General features: G+C 38.5%; 19 protein-coding genes. All 19 read left to right on the forward strand.

From position 1 onward, the window contains the following. Positions 1 to 247: 247 nt before the first annotated feature. The 19 genes from rfbB to B2248_RS05425 all read left to right on the forward strand — a co-directional run bounded on the left by rfbB (position 248) and on the right by B2248_RS05425 (position 20,556). Entirely contained in the window at positions 248 to 1,321 is a 1,074-nt protein-coding gene (rfbB, locus tag B2248_RS05335) for a dTDP-glucose 4,6-dehydratase (protein WP_273182585.1), read from the forward strand. Next, entirely contained in the window at positions 1,318 to 2,202 is an 885-nt protein-coding gene (gene rfbA / locus B2248_RS05340) for a glucose-1-phosphate thymidylyltransferase RfbA (RefSeq protein ID WP_273182583.1), read from the forward strand. The genes rfbB and rfbA overlap by 4 nt, the downstream gene beginning before the upstream one ends. After that, positions 2,203 to 2,751 (forward strand): dTDP-4-dehydrorhamnose 3,5-epimerase, encoded by a 549-nt coding sequence (gene rfbC, locus B2248_RS05345; RefSeq protein ID WP_273182581.1) that lies wholly within the window; start codon positions 2,203 to 2,205, stop codon positions 2,749 to 2,751. Further along, positions 2,751 to 3,629, forward strand: a complete 879-nt coding sequence (gene rfbD / locus B2248_RS05350) for a dTDP-4-dehydrorhamnose reductase (protein WP_273182580.1) — start codon at positions 2,751 to 2,753, stop codon at positions 3,627 to 3,629. The genes rfbC and rfbD overlap by 1 nt, the downstream gene beginning before the upstream one ends. A gap of 96 nt (positions 3,630 to 3,725) precedes the next feature. Beyond that, positions 3,726 to 5,621, forward strand: a complete 1,896-nt coding sequence (locus tag B2248_RS05355) for a polysaccharide biosynthesis protein (RefSeq protein WP_273182578.1) — start codon at positions 3,726 to 3,728, stop codon at positions 5,619 to 5,621. Positions 5,622 to 5,653: 32 nt separating this feature from the next. Then, on the forward strand, positions 5,654 to 7,519 hold the full coding sequence (gene glmS, locus B2248_RS05360; RefSeq protein WP_273182575.1) for a glutamine--fructose-6-phosphate transaminase (isomerizing): 1,866 nt from the start codon (positions 5,654 to 5,656) through the stop codon (positions 7,517 to 7,519). A gap of 4 nt (positions 7,520 to 7,523) precedes the next feature. Further along, positions 7,524 to 8,693 carry a nucleotide sugar dehydrogenase gene (locus B2248_RS05365; RefSeq protein ID WP_273182572.1) on the forward strand — a complete coding sequence of 390 codons (1,170 nt, stop codon included), beginning with the start codon at positions 7,524 to 7,526 and terminating at the stop codon, positions 8,691 to 8,693. A 486-nt stretch (positions 8,694 to 9,179) separates the two neighbouring features. After that, entirely contained in the window at positions 9,180 to 10,298 is a 1,119-nt protein-coding gene (gene gmd / locus B2248_RS05370; protein WP_273182569.1) for a GDP-mannose 4,6-dehydratase, read from the forward strand. A 70-nt stretch (positions 10,299 to 10,368) separates the two neighbouring features. Then, on the forward strand, positions 10,369 to 11,433 hold the full coding sequence (locus tag B2248_RS05375) for a GDP-L-fucose synthase family protein (RefSeq protein WP_273182567.1): 1,065 nt from the start codon (positions 10,369 to 10,371) through the stop codon (positions 11,431 to 11,433). Between the two features lie 66 nt (positions 11,434 to 11,499). After that, the gene (locus B2248_RS05380) at positions 11,500 to 12,834 is read left to right on the forward strand and encodes a flippase (RefSeq protein WP_273182565.1); all 1,335 of its coding nucleotides are present in this window, start codon (positions 11,500 to 11,502) and stop codon (positions 12,832 to 12,834) included. Beyond that, a complete protein-coding gene (locus B2248_RS05385; protein WP_273182563.1) occupies positions 12,824 to 13,501 on the forward strand; it encodes an SAM-dependent methyltransferase in 678 nt (225 codons plus the stop codon). Before B2248_RS05380 ends, B2248_RS05385 begins: the two co-directional genes overlap by 11 nt. Then, positions 13,498 to 14,208, forward strand: coding sequence for an FkbM family methyltransferase (locus B2248_RS05390; protein WP_273182561.1), 711 nt, complete (start codon positions 13,498 to 13,500; stop codon positions 14,206 to 14,208). The genes B2248_RS05385 and B2248_RS05390 overlap by 4 nt, the downstream gene beginning before the upstream one ends. Further along, the gene (locus B2248_RS05395) at positions 14,205 to 15,131 is read left to right on the forward strand and encodes a glycosyltransferase family 2 protein (RefSeq protein ID WP_273182558.1); all 927 of its coding nucleotides are present in this window, start codon (positions 14,205 to 14,207) and stop codon (positions 15,129 to 15,131) included. Before B2248_RS05390 ends, B2248_RS05395 begins: the two co-directional genes overlap by 4 nt. Beyond that, a complete protein-coding gene (locus B2248_RS05400) occupies positions 15,131 to 15,943 on the forward strand; it encodes an FkbM family methyltransferase (RefSeq protein WP_273182556.1) in 813 nt (270 codons plus the stop codon). The genes B2248_RS05395 and B2248_RS05400 overlap by 1 nt, the downstream gene beginning before the upstream one ends. A gap of 49 nt (positions 15,944 to 15,992) precedes the next feature. After that, positions 15,993 to 16,808, forward strand: a complete 816-nt coding sequence (locus B2248_RS05405; protein WP_273182554.1) for a class I SAM-dependent methyltransferase — start codon at positions 15,993 to 15,995, stop codon at positions 16,806 to 16,808. Continuing rightward, complete coding sequence (locus tag B2248_RS05410; protein ID WP_273182551.1) at positions 16,805 to 18,049, forward strand: glycosyltransferase family 4 protein; 1,245 nt, start codon at positions 16,805 to 16,807, stop codon at positions 18,047 to 18,049. Before B2248_RS05405 ends, B2248_RS05410 begins: the two co-directional genes overlap by 4 nt. Then, positions 18,036 to 18,863 (forward strand): glycosyltransferase, encoded by an 828-nt coding sequence (locus tag B2248_RS05415; RefSeq protein ID WP_273182549.1) that lies wholly within the window; start codon positions 18,036 to 18,038, stop codon positions 18,861 to 18,863. The genes B2248_RS05410 and B2248_RS05415 overlap by 14 nt, the downstream gene beginning before the upstream one ends. Positions 18,864 to 18,866: 3 nt before the next feature. After that, complete coding sequence (locus B2248_RS05420; RefSeq protein ID WP_273182548.1) at positions 18,867 to 19,634, forward strand: glycosyltransferase family 2 protein; 768 nt, start codon at positions 18,867 to 18,869, stop codon at positions 19,632 to 19,634. Positions 19,635 to 19,644: 10 nt separating this feature from the next. Next, positions 19,645 to 20,556 (forward strand): glycosyltransferase, encoded by a 912-nt coding sequence (locus tag B2248_RS05425; RefSeq protein WP_273182545.1) that lies wholly within the window; start codon positions 19,645 to 19,647, stop codon positions 20,554 to 20,556. Positions 20,557 to 20,586: the final 30 nt, after the last annotated feature.

The following is a 20,586-nucleotide window of genomic DNA, read 5'->3' on the forward strand; positions in this document are numbered from 1 at the left end:
AGAGCATCGGCCTTCTAAGCCGAGGGTAGCAGGTTCGAGTCCTGCCGGGCGTACCATACTCTTATCCTTCCACATTACTGACATTTTAAAAAAGCAATCAAACATGATTATTTTTAATGCTATTTTTTTATTGTCTAGAATAATGCGTCAAGTTCTCTAAAAAGACGGCTTCTGCGTTGCTTCCAAGTCCGACTAATGCTACTTTTAGCTGGCAAATATTCAATTCACTCAAATAGAAGAGCTATCTGTGTCAAGGAAAACACTTTTTGTTACTGGGGGGGCTGGATTCATTGGTTCAGCTTTAATTCGTCGTCTTATTGAAGTCAGTGATTATCATATTGTTAATATCGACAAACTGACTTACGCAGGTAATCTGGAATCACTTCTTTCTGTTGCAGACAACGCTCGTTACCACTTTGAACAGGCTGATATATGCGATGCCGAAAAAATGGCCGCATTATTCACACAGTATCAACCCATAGCGATAATGCACTTAGCCGCTGAATCCCATGTCGATCGCTCGATTGATGGTCCGGCTGATTTTGTGCAAACTAATTTAGTGGGTACCTACGTTTTATTAGAAGCCGCAAGACAATATTGGAAAACGCTTGATAAAGAAGCGGCGACAAAATTTCGTTTCCATCATATTTCCACCGATGAGGTGTATGGCACATTAGGTGAAACGGGATTGTTCGAAGAGACTACGCCTTACCAACCTAATTCTCCATATTCAGCTACTAAAGCTGGCAGTGATCATTTGGTTCGTGCATGGCATCACACCTACGGTTTGCCAGTAGTAATGACCAATTGTTCCAATAATTATGGACCTTATCAGTTTCCTGAAAAATTAATTCCACTCATCATTAATAATGCATTAGTGGGGAAACCCTTACCGGTCTATGGTAAAGGCGATAACATTCGCGACTGGCTATTTGTTGATGATCACGCTGAAGCCCTACAAATCGTACTGGAAAATGGTAAATTAGGTGAAAGCTACAATATTGGTGGTTTTAACGAACACACCAATCTGGATGTGGTACACCGAGTTTGTGACATTATGGATGAGTTATTACCAGAGTCTGAACATAAACCTCATCGTAATTTGATTACCTTCGTTACTGACCGCCCGGGCCATGATCAACGCTATGCTATTGATGCCAGCAAAATTGAGCGTGAACTAGGCTGGAAACCAAAAGAAACATTTGCGAGTGGTTTACGGAAAACGGTTGAATGGTATATCAATAACCGTGAATGGAATGAACGTGTTATGGACGGTAGTTATCAGCAAGAACGTCTTGGTCTGGGAGAACAGGCATCATGAGTCAGCGTAAAGGCATTATTCTCGCCGGTGGCAGTGGTACGCGTTTACATCCAGTCACACAGTCCATAAGTAAACAGTTACTCCCTGTTTATGACAAACCCATGATTTACTATCCTCTGTCGACATTAATGCTGGCAGGGATGAGAGAAATTTGCATTATTTCAACCCCCCAAGATACGCCGCGGCTGCAACAACTGTTAGGTGACGGTAGGCAGTGGGGGCTTGAGTTAAGTTACGTTGTACAGGAAAAACCGGAGGGGATTGCTCAGGCGTTTACTTTAGCAAAAGGCTTTATAGGCGATAGCAGCACAGCCTTGGTTTTGGGCGATAATGTCTATTATGGACATGACTTGGCTGACTTGATGTCTGAAGCCGACGACAGGAGTAACGGGGCAACTGTGTTTGCCTACCCTGTGTTTGATCCTGAGCGTTATGGTGTTGTTGAGTTTGATGATGCCGGTAAAGCCTTAAGTATTGAAGAAAAGCCAGCCAAACCTAAATCTCGTTATGCCATTACCGGACTTTATTTTTATGATAATCAGGTTGTTGATATCGCAGAAAGTCTCAAACCGTCAGCACGTGGAGAATATGAAATAACGGATGTCAATCAGCGCTATCTTGATATGGGTAAATTACATGTAGAAGTGATGGGCCGGGGGATGGCCTGGCTGGATACTGGTACACATGATTCGCTACTTGAAGCCTCTCAATTTATTCAAACCATAGAAAAACGCCAAGGTCTGAAAGTGATGTGTCCGGAAGAAATTGCATATCGTCAAGGCTATATTGATGCTGATCAGTTATTGGCATTAGCAAAACCACTGATAAAAAGTGGTTATGGCGATTATCTAATGAACTTAATTCACGAAAAGATTTATTAAATGCAAGTTATTGAAACGACACTGCCGGATGTAAAAATTCTTAAACCCAGAGTCTTTGGCGATGAACGAGGGTTCTTTATGGAAAGCTTCAATAAAAAACAATTTGAAGCACTCACTGGTGTTGAGACCGAATTTGTCCAGGACAATCACTCAAGGTCTTCACAAAATGTATTACGTGGTCTGCATTATCAAATCCAACATGCACAAGGTAAATTAGTGCGAGTGATAGCAGGCGAGGTCTATGACGTTGCTGTCGATCTACGGCAGTCATCGTCGACATTTGGTCAGTGGGTTGGCGTGCATCTAAAGGCGGAAAACCACGATATGCTGTGGGTGCCGCCAGGATTTGCTCATGGCTTTTTTGTGTTAAGTGAATCTGCAGATTTCTTGTATAAAACGACAGATTACTATGCGCCGGAACACGAACGCTGTTTGTTATGGAATGATCCTGCTTTGGATATTGATTGGCCTTTATTAGGACAATTACCTTCCCTGTCTGCAAAAGATCAGCAGGGAGCACATTTTAACGAAGCGGAATTCTACGATTAATGCGCATTTTAATAACTGGAAAGCGTGGTCAGGTCGGGCATGAATTAATAAAAAGCCTGTCGTGTCTTGGCGATGTTATTGCCACAGATAGTCAAACACTCGATTTAAGCAAGACAGAAGAATTGGCTGAAAAAGTAGAAGTATTGGCACCTGACCTAATCGTCAATGCCGCAGCTTATACAGCTGTTGACCGAGCTGAAACCGAACAAGAGCTTGCCTATAAGGTCAACGCACTTGCGCCACAGATACTTGCTGAGGTAGCGAAAAAGCGTGATATTCCACTTATTCATTATTCAACTGACTATGTGTTTAATGGCAGTGGTGATAAAGCCTGGACCGAAGAGGCTGAAACTCAGCCACTCAATGTCTACGGCAGAACAAAGTTAGCGGGTGAGCTAGCTATCAGCAGTGCGATAGATAAATACCTGATATTCAGAACCAGCTGGGTCTATGGTGCGAGAGGCGCTAACTTTCTTAATACGATGAAAAGATTAGCCATTGATAAAGTACAGTTATCCATCGTTCATGACCAGATAGGTGCACCAACATGGTCTCGACATATTGCTGATGTGACGGCACAAGTGGTGTCACAAAGTTATAAGCAAGCAGATTTTTGGCAAAAGCATAGTGGTATATATCACTTATCCGGTGCTGGAAGTGCCAGTTGGTTCGATTTTGCTGAGCAGATATTTCATTTAATGGCGGAACAGGGGCATTCAGTTCCTAAGCTTCATCCGATTACGACTCGTGATTATCCAACTCCGGCCAATCGTCCTGCTAATTCTTTATTAGATAACAGAAAGTTAAAACAGCATTTTGGCCTTGCATTACCAGATTGGAAAACAAGTCTGGAGTGGGTGATGAGCGGACAGGACTGATAATATTCTGTTGTTTCGAAGCGTATTAGTAAAAACATATTTGAGTGTATTACGTTGAATTACCCCTCAATTGTAAAAAAACTGGGTCTGTGGTTTTTGAACAGACCGCGGCCTGTAAAAAGAACGATCAGTGTCATACTGGATTTTTTAGCCATTCCCATATCATTGTGGTTGGCTTTCTCTTTACGCTTAGGTGAGTTTTATATTCCGCCCAGTCAGCAGCTGTGGATATTTTTTCTTGCCCCAGTTATAGCCATTCCTATTTTTATAAAATCAGGTCTATACAGGGCGATTATTCGCTACATCGGTATGGATGCTATCTGGACAATTGCCAGAGCGGTGCTACTGTTTACTTTGATCTTTTCTGTCATCGTGTTAACGGCGAATGATCTGGCTGGTCTGGTTCCGAGAACAGTTTATGCCATTCAGGCCATTATCCTGATGCTGTTTGTTGGTGGTAGCCGCATGATGGCAAGGTGGTTGATTGTTAAAAGTGATCATCATCTTTGGAAAGAGCTTAATGCTGTTCGGTATATTCCTCCTGTCTTGATTTATGGGGCGGGGCGGGCGGGCGCTCAAGTCGCGGCGATGATGAAGTTGAGCAATCAAATGCGTCCGGTGGCGTTTATCGACGATAACTCAACGTTATGGCGACAACAAATTAATGGCATGACGGTCTATGGTGTTGAGCAACTTGCCAAATTGATTGAGCGTTTCAAGGTCAGAGATATTTTGCTGGCCATGCCTTCTGCAGGTCGTCGTCGCAGAAGTGAAATATTAAAGCTGCTGGAGCATTATCCGGTTCACGTCAGAACACTACCGGATTTAATGGATATTGCTGAAGGGCGTTTGGAAGTTTCAGATATTCAGGAAGTCGATATTGCTGATTTACTGGGGCGTGAACCTGTCGCGCCGATTAATGAATTATTAAGCAAGAATATTGCTGAGAAAGCGGTTATGGTGACAGGGGCTGGTGGTTCTATTGGGTCTGAGCTCTGTCGGCAAATTATTCATCTATCACCATCCTGTCTGGTTCTGTATGAAGCCAGTGAAATTAATCTTTATCAAATCGAACGCGAATTGGCCGCACTGGCTTTAGATATTCCTGTTTACTCAATGCTCGGATCGGTGCTTAATCAGCAACGTGTTGAGATGGTCTGCCGACGGTTTGCCGTCAATACGATTTATCATGCAGCGGCGTATAAACACGTTCCTATTGTAGAAAGAAATACCAATGAAGGTATTCGTAACAATGTGTTTGGAACACTGCATTGCGCTCAGGCCGCGATTGATGCTGAAGTTGAAACCTTTGTACTTATCTCAACCGATAAAGCTGTACGACCAACCAATACCATGGGGGCTACTAAACGGTTTGCAGAGTTAGTGCTTCAGGCTTTTGCTGAATCAAAAACACTCTATAACAAAACGCGCTTTACTATGGTCAGGTTTGGTAATGTTTTGGGTTCCTCTGGATCGGTTGTGCCATTATTCCGAGACCAGATTGCCAAAGGTGGACCTGTCACGGTGACTGACCCGGAGATCATTCGTTATTTTATGACGATCCCTGAAGCGGCCGCCTTAGTTATTCAGGCCGGCGCCATGGGCAAAGGTGGCGATGTGTTTGTGCTTGATATGGGGGAGCCGGTTAAGATTGTTGATTTAGCCAGGCGCATGATCCATTTAAGTGGGTTTACCATACGTGATAATGACAATCCAAATGGCGATATTGAAATTGCCTACACTGGTCTTAGACCAGGTGAAAAGCTTTATGAAGAGCTACTTATCGGTGATAATGTTTCTGCAACAGAACATGAAAAAATTATGCGAGCAGAAGAAAGTGTCATTGAGTGGTCAACACTAGTTTCTATTATTAGAGAACTGGAACTGGCTAACAAACATGATGACAGTCAGAAAGCACGGGCTATATTGTTAGACACCATCGATGGGTTTATACCCCAATGTGAGTTAAGCGACTGGCTTGGGGCAGAGTAGAAATATTGCAATATTCAAGAGGATTTAATTAAGTGTGTGGAATTGTAGGCGGAATTGCTGAAAGGAATGTTAATCCTATCTTGATGGAAGGGTTACGAAGACTAGAATATCGCGGTTATGATTCCTCTGGGATGGCATTACTTGATGATACCAATGAACTTCATCGTGTTCGTTCTCTAGGTAAAATACAGCAACTACAGGATAAGGTGGATCATCTAAATGAGCCTTTTACTGGCCGTATTGGTATTGCTCATACGCGCTGGGCGACTCATGGCATTCCTTCTGAAAATAATGCACATCCCCACATTTGCAATAACCAGGTAGCCGTTGTGCATAATGGTATTATTGAAAACTACCAATCTTTAAAGCAAAAGCAGCTCACACAAGGCTATCGCTTTACTTCTGAAACGGATACAGAAGTGGTCGCCCATGAAATTCATGCTGAACTGCAACAGGATAATGATCTTTTACAGGCGGTTTTGCGTTCTCTGAAAGTCTTTGATGGGGCATACGCTCTAGGCGTAATGGATAAGTCTCATCCTGATATGTTAGTGGCTGCCAGAAAAGGAAGCCCTTTGGTTATTGGTATTGGTATAGGTGAACACTTTATTGCGTCTGACGTCTCAGCATTGCTTCCTGTTACACAGAATTTTATCTTTCTAGAAGATGGTGATGTTGCCAAATTAACGCGCGATAAGGTCGAAATTTATAGTGCTGAAACAGGTGAATTAGTTGAACGCCCGATCAAACAGTCAAGCCTCAACATTACTTCGGTTGAGCTGGGCGAACATCGTCACTATATGCACAAAGAGATCTTTGAACAGCCGCAAGCGGTTATTGATACTCTGGAAGGACGTATTACCCAAGATCAGGTTTTGGTTTCCAGTTTTGGTCCCAAGGCCGAGCAAATATTCAAGACAGTAGAGCGTATTCATATTATTGCCTGTGGTACCAGTTATCACGCTGGTATGGTGACTAAATACTGGATGGAAGACATTATCCGTTTGCCGTGCCAGGTAGAAGTCGCCAGTGAGTTCCGTTATCGCAATCCAGTGATTCTTGATAACACATTGTTTGTGATGATAAGCCAATCAGGCGAAACCGCTGATACTCTGGCGGCACTGCATCAAATTAATCATCACAGAAAGGTCCATCAGTTAAATGGTATTACTACCTTAAGTATCTGTAATGTCGCGGAGAGCAGTCTGACTCGTGATGCTGATATGACTTATCTGACGCATGCCGGGCCTGAAATAGGAGTGGCATCAACCAAATCATTCACCACACAACTCGTTGTACTAGCCTTATTATTAACGAGTATTGGCAAAGTGCAAAAGCGTTTAAATAAAGAACGTGAATCCATGATCGCAGGTGGTTTACAGAAGCTACCGAACTTGATTCGAATGGCGCTTGAGCACGAAGACGAGATTCGTGAAATCTCCCAATTATTTGCGGATAAACAACATGCTTTATTTTTAGGTCGAGGAACCATGTTCCCGATTGCTCTGGAAGGGGCTTTAAAATTAAAAGAAATCAGTTATATTCATGCAGAAGCTTATCCTGCCGGTGAACTGAAGCATGGACCTTTAGCGTTAATTGATGAAACAATGCCGGTTATAGCGATTGCGCCACTTGATGATTTATTGGAAAAGTTAAAATCCAATTTACAAGAAGTCAAAGCTCGCGGTGGACAGATGATTGTGTTCGAAGATGAACGCAGTGATATCAGCTCAGAAACCAGTTTCAAAGTAGTTAAAGCAACGACTAATGTCGGTCGGATTACTGCGCCTATTACTTACAATATCTTATTGCAGTTATTGTGTTACCACGTTGCCTTGATAAAAGGTACTGATGTGGATCAACCGAGAAATTTAGCCAAATCCGTTACAGTTGAGTGAAAATATGAAAATAGCAATCGCAGGGACAGGGTATGTTGGGCTTTCATTGGCCGTTTTATTAGCTCAAAAGCATCAAGTCGTGGCCTTGGATATTATTGAGGAAAAGGTAAACCTGCTCAATAACAAAAAATCGCCAATCGTTGATGCTGAAATTGAAGATTTTTTACAAAATAAAACACTAGATTTTCGGGCAACACTGGATAAAGCGGATGCCTATAACGGTGCAGATTATGTCGTCATTGCCACACCAACCGACTACGATCCGGATACCAACTATTTCAATACAAAGTCTGTAGAAGCTGTTATTCAGGATGTAAAAAGTATCAATCCTGATGCTGTCATGATTATTAAGTCTACAGTGCCAGTTGGGTATACCGCTGAAGTTAAGCAGCGTTTGGGTGTTGATAATATTTTCTTCTCGCCAGAGTTTTTAAGAGAAGGTAAGGCGCTTTACGATAATTTATATCCGTCACGTATCGTGGTGGGGGAAAAAAGTGAGCGGGCTGAAGTCTTTGCTAAGTTACTGGTTGAAGGTTCGCTTAAACCAGATGTCTCCGTTTTGGTGACTGACAGCACAGAAGCCGAAGCTATTAAATTATTTTCCAATACTTACCTTGCTATGCGGGTTGCATACTTTAATGAGTTGGACAGCTATGCTGAAGCACATGGTCTGGATTCTCGTCAGATTATTGAAGGTGTCGGTTTAGATCCACGCATTGGTAGTCACTATAACAATCCTTCATTTGGCTATGGCGGTTATTGCTTGCCTAAAGATACTAAACAATTATTGGCAAATTATGAAGATGTACCTAATAACATCATTAAAGCGATTGTTGATGCCAATACTACTAGGAAAGACTTTATTGCCAATTCGATAATCAACAGAAACCCTAAAGTCGTTGGTATTTACCGTTTAGTGATGAAATCAGGTTCTGATAATTTTAGAGCCTCGGCCATTCAAGGTGTGATGAAACGGATTAAAGCCAAGGGTATCGAGGTTATCGTGTATGAGCCTGTGCTTGAGGATGCTGAGTTTTTCAGATCAAAAGTCGTTAATGATCTTCAGCAGTTTAAAACTCAGGCTGATGTGATCCTCGCCAATCGCGTCACTGAAGATATCATTGATGTGAAAGATAAAATCTATACACGAGATTTATTCGGCGGCGACGCTTAGAATGAGCAATTGATCACTGCGTCAACGTTTTATTAACTATAAGATAGCAATGTGGCATGGATGCCAATAAGAAATATCAAAGTAGACTGCCACGGATGGCGGGGAAATTTTATTTCTGGTATCTGTGTCACCTTCAAGCATCAAGTTAGCCGTACTGACTATGAAGCTATTCAGATGTCTCTGCATTCTCTTTTGAAATTTTTATTAAATTTTCTATCACTTCATTTCTGAGGTTATAGTTTATCCATATAGATGATATCTATATCAGGTTTTCGCAAATGAGCATTAAGGTCACATATTGTTATTACTGGTTTAGTTCGATTTTAATTTTGAACGGCTTATAACTATTTATTTTCTATAAAAATATAAAACAAAAAGCTGATTCGTCAGAGGCGTTATTAGTACTAGTTCTGAATGATAGAATGTTTCCGTTTATACTTAGTCGTTATTTTTAACAAGTCTCCAGAAGAACAATCAGGATAATTAATGAGTAAAGTTGCATTAATCACTGGCATAACAGGGCAAGATGGATCATATTTAGCTGAATTCTTACTAGAAAAAGGCTATATCGTTCACGGAATTAAACGACGTGCATCAAGTTTTAACACACAACGCGTAGATCATATCTATCAAGATCCTCATGTCGATAATAAAAACTTTATATTGCATTACGGTGATTTAACCGACTCATCTAACTTGACTCGTATCCTTCAACAAGTCAAACCAGACGAAGTCTATAACTTAGGGGCTCAGTCTCATGTCGCTGTCTCGTTCGAATCGCCTGAGTATACTGCTGATGTCGATGCTATGGGGACGCTTAGACTCTTAGAAGCTATCCGATTGTTAGGTCTTGAAAAGAAAACACGCTTTTATCAAGCTTCTACTTCTGAACTTTATGGTTTAGTGCAAGAAATTCCTCAGAAAGAAACAACGCCTTTCTATCCTAGATCCCCTTATGCTGTTGCTAAACTGTATGCTTACTGGATTACGGTCAATTACCGTGAGTCTTATGGTATGTATGCCTGCAATGGCATTTTGTTTAATCACGAATCTCCCCGCCGTGGTGAAACCTTTGTTACCCGTAAAATTACCCGTGGTTTAGCTAATATTGCCCAAGGCCTTGAGAAGAAACTGTATATGGGCAATATGGATGCATTACGTGACTGGGGGCATGCAAAAGACTATGTGCGTATGCAATGGATGATGTTGCAACAAGAAAAGCCGGAAGATTATGTAATAGCGACAGGGGTTCAATATTCTGTCCGTCAATTCATAGAGTGGACAGCCAAAGAATTAGGTATCACGCTAAAATTTGAAGGCGAAGGTCTCGCTGAAAAAGGGATTGTTGTCTCAATAGAAGGTGATAATGCTCCTGCTCTTAGTATTGGTGACGTCATTATTGAGGTCGATGAACGTTATTTCCGACCTGCGGAAGTAGAAACTTTACTAGGTGACCCGGCTAAGGCTAAACATGAATTAGGGTGGGAACCAGAAATTACCGTGCAAGAAATGTGTGCTGAAATGGTAGCTGAAGATCTCAACATAGCAAAACGTCATGCCTTACTAAAATTGCATGGGCATGATATACCCGTCAGTATTGAGTAAATAAATCAACAAATGTTTGTTATTTGATAAAGAATATGGCGTAGAAGTCAGGTCTGATTGAGTTTAGAAAATGAATAAAAAAGATAAAATTTATGTAGCAGGTCATCGTGGCTTAGTTGGTTCGGCATTAATGAGAAGCCTTGAACAGCAAGGCTATAAAAATTTGATTGTGAGAACTCATTGTGATTTGGATTTGACAGTTGAATCAGACGTTGCAAAATTTTTCCAAAAAGAAAAACCTGACTATGTATTCTTAGCTGCAGCTAAAGTCGGTGGTATTCATGCGAATAATACTTATCCGGCTGAATTTATGCGTGATAATTTGGCAATTCAAACTAATGTTATCCACCACGCGTATCTAAATGATGTAAAACGTCTACTTTTTCTTGGCTCTAGTTGTATTTACCCTAAAAATGCGCCTCAACCTCTAAAAGAAGAATACCTATTAACAGGGCCGCTTGAAGAAACCAACCGTCCTTATGCTTTGGCTAAAATTGCCGGCATTGAGATGTGCTGGAGCTATAACCGGCAGTATGGAACACAATATCTTGCAGCTATGCCAACCAATCTTTATGGGCCTGGCGATAATTATGATTTAAATAATTCACATGTTTTACCGGCGCTTATCCGTAAATTTCATTTGGCTAAATTGGCTGGAGAAGGAAATAGAGCATCAATCCTTGATGATGAAGAAAAACATGGAAAACTACCTGAGCCATACAGGAGTGTAGTATTAAAAGCGTGTGAAAAAGGCCAAATTCCCGCAGTTGTTGTTTGGGGTACAGGTAAACCAAAACGGGAGTTTATGTATAGCGAAGACATGGCAGATGCTTGTGTGCATTTAATGAATCTTGATGATAAGCAGTATAAGCCATTATTGGGAGCGTCCCGTAATGACGGCTTGCCACCGGTTGTTAATGTAGGCGTTGGGGACGATCTGACAATCAAGCAACTGGCAGAAATGATACAAGAAGTTGTTGGAAATAATGGTCAAATCGTATTTGATGAGACTAAACCAGACGGAACAATGCGAAAGTTAATGGATATTGAAAGACTAAAAAAAATGGGCAGTAAAGCTCAGACCAGTTTAAAAAATGGTATTGAAACTGTTTATACGGCCTATAAAAATGCATAGCCTGATTATAGCTTTGGATTGGAATTACATTAAAAATATTAGCTTGAACGCGACTTAAAGTTTGTAATGCCCTCACTAAAAAATCAGTTTCAAACCCAGCTCAAAAAAATCACTGACAGGCCAGGACTTAATAAAATCCTACAAAACACTGGTTGGTTGTTTGCCGATAAGGTTTTGCGGATGGGCTTAGCGTTTGTCGTTACCATCTGGCTTGCACGTTATTTAGGGCCGGAACAATTTGGGTTACTCAATTTTGCCATGGCATTTGTAGCATTATTTGGTGCTATTGCCACCGTTGGTTTGAACAGTGTTGTTGTGCGCGATTTAGTAAAATTTCCCGAAAAAACTTCATCGATACTGAGTACTTCTATCTCATTGCAGATATTGGGTGGGTTAATAACGTTCAGTTTAATCGTGCTGGCTATCCATTTTTTAAAACCAGAAGATGCTTTGGCACGAGCAATAGCTATTATCCTTGGACTGAGTATGGTCGTTAAGTTTTCAGAAACGATTAAGTATTGGTATGAATCACAAGTGCAATCTAAGTTTGTTGTTTGGGCTGAAAGTGCTGTTCTAGTCCTGTTTGCAGCAATCAAGATTCTTTTGATATTACAACAAGCACCGCTCATCAGTTTTGCATGGGCAATATTCGCAGAGACAGTGGTTTTGGCAATTGCATTAATCATTTTATATTCGATTCAATCAAAAACAAGCAAAATATGGCAACCCCAGCTTTGTCAGGCTAAAACATTACTTCGAGAGAGTTGGCCTCTTATATTGTCAGGCTTGTCGGTAATGGTTTATATGAGAATAGATCAAGTCATGCTTGGACAAATGCTCAATAATGAGGCTGTAGGTATTTATTCTGCTGCAGTGAAAATAAGTGAAATGTGGTACTTCGTACCAATAGCAATAGTTGCTTCAGTATATCCAGCGATTATTAGCTCTAAAGAAAAAAGTGAATCGTTATATCAGCAAAGAATGCAAAATCTCTATGACTTAATGGTTTATATCTCTGTTTTTGTAGCATTAATTGTGACATTTTCAGCTGACTGGATTGTTATTTCACTTTTCGGAGATGCTTATAGTGAATCTGGATTTGTTCTAGCTGTTCATATTTGGATAGGTTTATTTGTTTCATTAGGTGTTGCAAGTAGTAAATGGTTTTTACTTGAAAATCTAAGTAAATTAATTTTTTATAGAACACTTTATGGTGCACTCTTAAACGTTTTATTAAATCTAGTTCTAATCCCGTCGTTTGGTATAAAGGGGTGTTTAATCGCTACTCTAATCAGTTATTCATTCGCGGCATTATGGTTTGATGCTTTTGCAAAAAAGACAAGAAAAGCTTTTGTTATGAAAATAAAAGCATTAATTTTCAGGAGTTTATATGCCGCTTAAAACCGTATTGGCAAAGATTATTCCCCGTAAAGCCAAAAAAAGTTTAAGAAACTTTTGGATTTTGGCTGATAAATATGGCCAAAGAAGATCAATTAAATATGACAAGTGTTTAGATAAAAAGGGCCAAGAAATACCTTGGTACACTTATCCTGCTTACGAATATCTTAATAGCCTTGACTTCAAAGACCTGGACATACTTGAGTTTGGATCAGGAGCCAGCTCAACTTGGTGGGCTGAAAGAGCCAAAAGTGTTACCTCAATTGAACATAACAAAGAGTGGTATGAAATCGTTAAGCAAAGACAAACTAATAATTTAAAAATAATTTTTGCAGAAACAGAGGAAAAATATATTTCAGCTGGTAATTTTGAAAAATACGACGTCGTAGTGATTGATGGTCAGTACCGACATGCTTGTGCAAAAAATCTTAAAAACATTATAAAAGGTGAAGGATTAATTATTTTGGACAATGCTGATAGGCATCCAACAACTGCAAAACTTTTGAGAGAAACATACAATCTTTTGCAAGTAGATATGCATGGTTTTGGTCCGATCAATGACTATACATGGACAACATCGCTTTTCTTTTCAAGAGGTTTCCAGTGCCTACCTAAAACCAATAGATTGCCTGTTTATTCTGTTGGCGCTTTAAAAGAGCTTGCCGAATGAAAAGTATGATTAAAAAAATCTTACCAAAACAATGGTTAGAATATATTCGTATAAAAATTCTGAGTAGTTATGCGACAAAATCTTATTCTCAAGAAGGAGAGGATATGATTTTACGCCGAATATTTGAGCATAAAGCGGATGGTTTTTATGTTGATGTAGGCGCACATCACCCTGTCCGATTTTCAAATACTTATTTATTTTATAAACAGGGCTGGACAGGTATTAATATTGATGCAATGCCAGGAGCAATGAAGCTATTCAATAAGATCAGACCTAAAGACATTAATCTTGAACAAGCTATTTCAGAAAAAGAAAAGACGCTGACCTATTATCAGTTTAATGATCCTGCTTTAAATGGGTTTGATGTCGAACTATCTGAGAACCGCGACTCTGAACCAAATGGTTATAACATTCAATTTAAAACTCAGTTAAAAACAAAAAGTCTTGAAATCATTCTGGATGAATATTTACCAATTAATAAAATAATTGATTTCATGTCAATTGATGTTGAAGGGCTTGATTACGAAGTCTTACGTTCCTTGAATTTAATTAAGTACAAACCCAGAGTTTTATTATTGGAAATTCTGTATACATCAGATAACAATAATAAAAATGAAATTGTTTCTTATCTTGAACAAAATGGATATGTTTATTTTGCTAAAGCATTAAATACAACGTTTTTCAGACATAAAGATTTTTTAAGATGACAGCGCCTATAGCTTTATTTGTTTACAATCGCCCCGAACATACAAAAAAAACTATAGAAGCTCTACAGAAAAATGATTTAGCTACTGAAAGCAATTTATACATATTTTCCGATGCTGCAAAGAATCAAGAAGCGACTGTCCAAGTTCAGGCAGTGAGAGAGTATATTGCAAGTATTAATGGTTTCAAGTCAGTTACAATTATTAATCGAAATTGCAACTTAGGCTTAGCTGATTCGATAGTAGATGGTGTTACACAATTGTGCAATTCACATGAAAAAGTAATTGTTTTAGAGGATGACATTATCACATCAAAAGGTTTTTTAAGCTTTATGAATACTGCTTTAAGCCTTTATGCCAAGGATCAACGAGTTATGCATATTTCTGGCTATATGTTTCATGTCAAGGAACCTGATGAGCTGCCAGAAACTTTTTTTTATCGTGTTCCTTCTTGTTGGGGATGGGCTACATGGAAACGTGCCTGGGAGCATTTTGAACCTGATGCAACAAATCTGCTTGATCGGATCAATACGTCCAAGAAAAATTATGATTTTGATATTGAGAATAGTTATGCTTACAGTGAAATGCTTCAAATGCAAGCTTCTGGAAAATTAAATTCGTGGGCAATACGTTGGTATGCAAGTGTTTTTTTGAATAATGGATTATGCCTTCATCCGAACAAATCCTTTACTAATAATATTGGTATGGACGGTTCAGGGACTCACTGTGGAACAAGTAATTCTTATGAAATTTTGGACCTGAAAGAGGATTCCAGTATCAATGCCAAACTGAATTTAGAAGAGAACCAAATTGCGCTTCAAAAAATAAAGAACTTTAACAAAAGCAAATTACCACATTTTTATCGGCGTTTTGTTAGGAAGATTCTGAAAATAGCAAAAAATACTGTTAAAAGGCTAAATATTTAATGTTAGTAAAAGCATTTTTTTATGAACCAGCTAAGCATGTATATAAATTATTAACAGACGTTGACTATCGTGAATGGTGTATTCAATCTACAAAATTAGGACGATTACGTCGATTTACTGACTGTCATGGCAAAGTAAGGAAGTGGAATATAAATATACCTGATGCAGCATCGTTTTTATCTGCATATAAAGAAATATTTGTCAGCAAAATCTATCAGTTTGAATTCGAAAATGATCAACCAGCCATTCTTGATTTGGGGGCTAATATTGGCTTAAGTGTTTTATATTTTAAAACCATTTTCCCTCAGGCAAAAATTACTGCATTTGAAGCCGATCCGAAAATATTTTCATATTTAGAATACAATATTCTGACTAATGGATTTAGAGACGTGGAATTAATTAATAAAGCTATTTGGAATCAAAATAGTATTTTGAGGTTTCATGCAGAAGGCGCAGATGGTGGGAGAATCTCAGATATATCAACTGAAAAAATGATTGAAATTGAAGCTGTTGATGTACGTGAACATCTCGAACAACATCATTATGATTTTTTAAAAATGGATATTGAAGGGGCCGAAGATGAGGTTTTTCTGGCTTTAGAAAATCATCTTGTAAAATTTAAATTTATTTTTCTTGAATACCATTCAATAGTAAATAAACCACAAAAGCTTGCGCAGATGCTGGATATGATGACAAGAAATGGTTTTAGATATGACATTCAAAGCGTAATAAATAAAAAACACCCCTTCATTTCTACTTCTAATTTTCTCGATTTTGAACAGCAATTGAATATTTTCGCATGGAAAGAATAAACGTAAATGTTGCTGAAATTATTAAAATCTCTGTATTGGAATTATATTCATGAAAATCTGCGTTAACATTGCTTGTGGGGATTCCTATCTTGTTAACTGGTTGAATTTTGATTTTTCACCTCACTCAAGTTCTGTAAGAAAAGCTAATTTACTAGACCGTTTACCTCTTGATAATGAAGTTGCTGATGTGGTTTATTCGTCACATTTTATTGAACACATTCCTCGTGATATGGTTTCTGACTTTGTGAGTGAGTGTCATCGAATTACTAAGTCGGGCGGTCATCTCAGGATTGTGTTACCGGATTGGCAAGAGTTGTGTACGACATACTTGACTCTGAGAGAAGGTGAAAATCATGAACAAGCTGATTTTTTATTAATGGAAATGCTTGACCAGTGTGTACGTAGGTTTCCGGGTGGTGAATTAGGTGCTTATTACAAAAGTTTACAAGATGATTCAGTACACATTGAGATGATTGACTTTGTATATTCTCGTACAGGACATAATTTAAATACTTCCCAAGAAAATGATTTAGAGCATAATTTTTGGGAAAGACTAATTGCCAACCCTAAAAGAATACTCAGCAAGTTAGAAGCGTATTATGTTCGTCTAATTTTGACTTTGTTACCTTCAGCATTTCGCACACAGAATGTGAGTTTGACCGAAGTTGGTGAAAAGCATGCCTGGATGTATGATTATTATACGGTTAAACAAATACTTCTAAATGCTGGTTATAAAAATGTCCAGCGCATGACTGCCAACTCTTCAAATATTCCTGATTTTCCCTTTGATCCATTAGATATGTATAAAAATGGTATGCCTCGAAAAGGGAGTGAGTCGATGTATATCGAGGCAATTAAAGTTTGAAAGTTGTTATCGTTAATACGAGTGACATTATAGGTGGGGCAGCTCGTGCTGCATATAGACTACATAAATCGCTACTAGCATCAGAAATAAACTCTCTAATGATTGTTCAGGCGAAAAGCTCTGACGATTTTACTGTTATTGGTCCTGATACAAAAAAACAGAAATTTCAATATAAGTTGAACCCCTACATTGATTCTATGCCCGTGCGATTATACAAAAATAGAAGCAAAGCCCTATTTAGTCCAGCATGGTTATCGTTAAGCAATGTAATTCAAAAAATTAATGCACTTCAACCAGACATTGTCCATCTCCATTGGATTGCAAGTGGTTTTATTCAAATTGAAGAGATTGCAAAAATTAAAGCTCCCATTGTGTGGAGTCTCCATGATATGTGGCCATTAACTGGTGGCTGCCATTATGATGAAAATTGTGGTTCATACACTAATAGTTGTGGTTCTTGCCCAGTTCTCGGTTCTAAATCAAAAAATGATCTCAGCTCTAGAGTCTTGAAAAGAAAATTAAAATCAATATCCCAAGTTGAAAATCTACATATTGTTGGGATGAGTCGTTGGTTGGCCGAATGTGCTCGCAAGAGTAAATTATTTTCAAGCAGGCCTGTTTATCAACTACCGAATCCAATTGATACAACTGTGTTTTCACCATTCGATAAAAAAAGCGCTCGCGACTTACTTAATCTTCCACAAGATAAGAAGCTTATATTGTTTGGGGCAATGGGGGCTACGAGTGATCCACGTAAAGGATTTAATGAATTAAGCAGAGCTCTGATGCATGTTGATCAATATAATTCTGAATTGATTATCTTTGGTAGTAGTAAACCCTTAATGGGTCCGTTATTCAAACAAAAAACGCATTACTTAGGTCAAATCTATGATGATGTCACTTTACGACTTATTTACAGTGCTGCGGATGTAATGATTGTGCCGAGTTTACAAGAAAATCTTTCCAACACAATTATGGAGTCTCTCTCTTGTGGTACACCCGTCGTAGCTTTTGATATTGGCGGTAATGCCGATATGATTAAGCATATGGAAAATGGTTATCTTGCAAAACCCTTTAACGTAGAAGACTATGCAAAAGGAATCGATTGTGTTTTGCAACATGATTCGCCCAAAGTTATATCAAGTAATGCAAGAAATAAAGTTTGCCAATTTTTCGATAGTAAGTTTGTAGCTCTTAAATATATTGAGCTTTATCAAGAGATTATTAATGAAAAAAAATAATCAAAATCTCAAGGTCAGTATTATTTGCCCAATTTTTAATGCAGATAATTATATCTGTCATACCATCAACTCTATTATCAATCAGACCTATCAAAATTTTGAAATCATTATCATAGACGGTGGTTCATCAGATAGTACGCTATCTCTTTTAGAAGGTTATAAAAACAATATAAAGTCGCTTATCTCAGAGCCTGATAATGGGATGTATGATGCGCTAGTTAAAGGTTTTAAGTTAGCGACAGGCGATATCATGTGCTATTTAAATGCTGGAGACTTCTTATACCCTCATGCATTTGAGGCTGTAGCTGATATATTTACGGAACATGATATTTCTTGGATAACCGGATATCGCTCTGTTTGTAATGAAAAAAATATCATTACACATGTAGATTTACCTTTTAGATATACTTCCTCATTAATCAGGGTTGGAGCATACGGCAAAACTTTGCCATATATTCAACAAGAATCAACTTTTTGGCGTAAGAGTATACTTGACACTGTTGACCTGGAGTATTTGAGACAATTAAAGCTTGCGGGGGACTATTATCTTTGGTGGTCATTTAGTAATGAGCATCAGCTGGAAGTAATATCGTCTCCTATCGGCGTATTTAAAAAGCATTCGGGCCAACTCTCTGAAAATTTATCTCAATATAACCGCGAGATTTCTGATTTTGCTGAGCGTAAGAATGTTTTTCATTGGATTCAAGAGGCTTTTGAAATAATTTTCTGGGCACTGCATCCTAAATTAAGAGCTATGTTTTTCAAGTCAGTGTTAGAGTTTGAGCATCAACGAAACGTTTGGAAGAAGACATAAATAGTGAAAATTTCCATCATCACTGTGTGTTTTAATAGTGCTAAAACTATTAATGACACAATTCAATCTGTTGCTTTGCAAGACTACCCGAATATTGAACATATTATTGTGGATGGAGGCTCAACGGATGGGACTTATGACATTATTGCTAATGCTCCAACTGTAACTAAATTTATTTCCGAGCCTGATGACGGTATTTATGATGCTATGAATAAAGGAATATCAATAGCAACGGGAGATATAATTGGTACTCTGAATGCAGATGATTTCTATGCTACAAGCTCTGTTCTTGGGCTAGTAGCTAATACTTTCCGCAATAGTGAAATAGATGCCTGTTTTGCTGATCTTGTTTATGTTGATATGAGAGATACGGATAAAGTTATCAGATATTGGAAGTCTAAACCTTTTGTATCTGGATTATTTAGATCTGGCTGGATGCCTGCCCACCCAACATTTTTTGTGAAAAGCTCAATATATGAGCAATTTGGCATGTTCGATTCACGTTACAAGTTAGCTGCTGATATGCAGTTACTTTTTCGGTTTCTTGAAGAACATAAAATTAGAACAGTTTATTTGCCAGAAATTTTCATAAAGATGCGTATAGGTGGCGCGACTAATAAAAATATTAAAAATATATATATTCAAAATAAAGAAATCTTATCTGTGTTAAATGAGTTTTATGGCAAAAGCGGTCATTTGAGGTTTTTCACTTGTAAGATAATTGAACGCTTAAAACAGTTTGTATTAAGACCTAAAAATACTAATTATTGATCATGGTGATATGGAATTACCCACAGTTACAGTTTTAATGGCGACATTTAATGGAATTCGCTGGATAAAAGAACAAGTTGACAGCATTTTGTTCCAAAAGTCTGTCCATGTTCACTTGATCATTTCTGATGATGGTTCTAATGACGGGACTTATCAGTGGTTAAGTAAGCTTGAGAGTGCGCATGAGAATGTTACTCTGTTATCTAGCAGAGGTCTTTCACTAGGTGCTGCAGGAAATTTTTATTACTTAATTGAGAGTTTAGATATAAGCAGTACCGACTATGTTGCACTCGCAGACCAAGATGATATCTGGTACGAAACCAAGTTGCGAGACCAAATTTCTCTTTTAGAAACATCATGTTCTGATGGTGTTTCGTCTGATGTTATCGCCTTCTGGCCAGATGGCGAAAGAAAACGTGTAGTCAAATCTGGAAGAATGAAAAAGTTTGATTACTTATTTGAGTCGGCAGGCCCAGGATGTACCTATTTGTTTACTCCATGCTTAGCAAGGCTCATACAAAATACACTCAAACACACTCACAAAAAAGATAGACCGGAGCTTCATGATTGGTTCATTTACGCTGTTGTTAGAGCAAATCATAGAAAATGGACAATCGCTCCTGCTGTGACACTTGAATATCGTCAGCATGATCAAAATGTCATGGGAGTAAACCGTGGGTGGCAAGCAAAGTTAAATAGAGCTACTAAGATAATTGATGGATGGTACAGACGGGAAGTGATAAAAGTCTGTATGTTAGTTGAGAAAGAAACATCTGATAAAGAAGTCTTAGATGTGTGTCGTATTATTAGAACTAATAACATAATCAACCGTTTAAAACTTATAAAGTTAACCAGTCAAGCTCGAAGAGCAAGAATTGATAGGTTGTTTTTATATTGTGCATTTATTTTATTTGCTTTTTAGCTTCATATGTTGAGTCGTCTCAATCATAGC

It is taken from the genome of Methylophaga sp. UBA2012 (assembly GCF_002335235.1).
Taxonomy (GTDB): Bacteria; Pseudomonadota; Gammaproteobacteria; order Nitrosococcales; family Methylophagaceae; genus Methylophaga; species Methylophaga thalassica.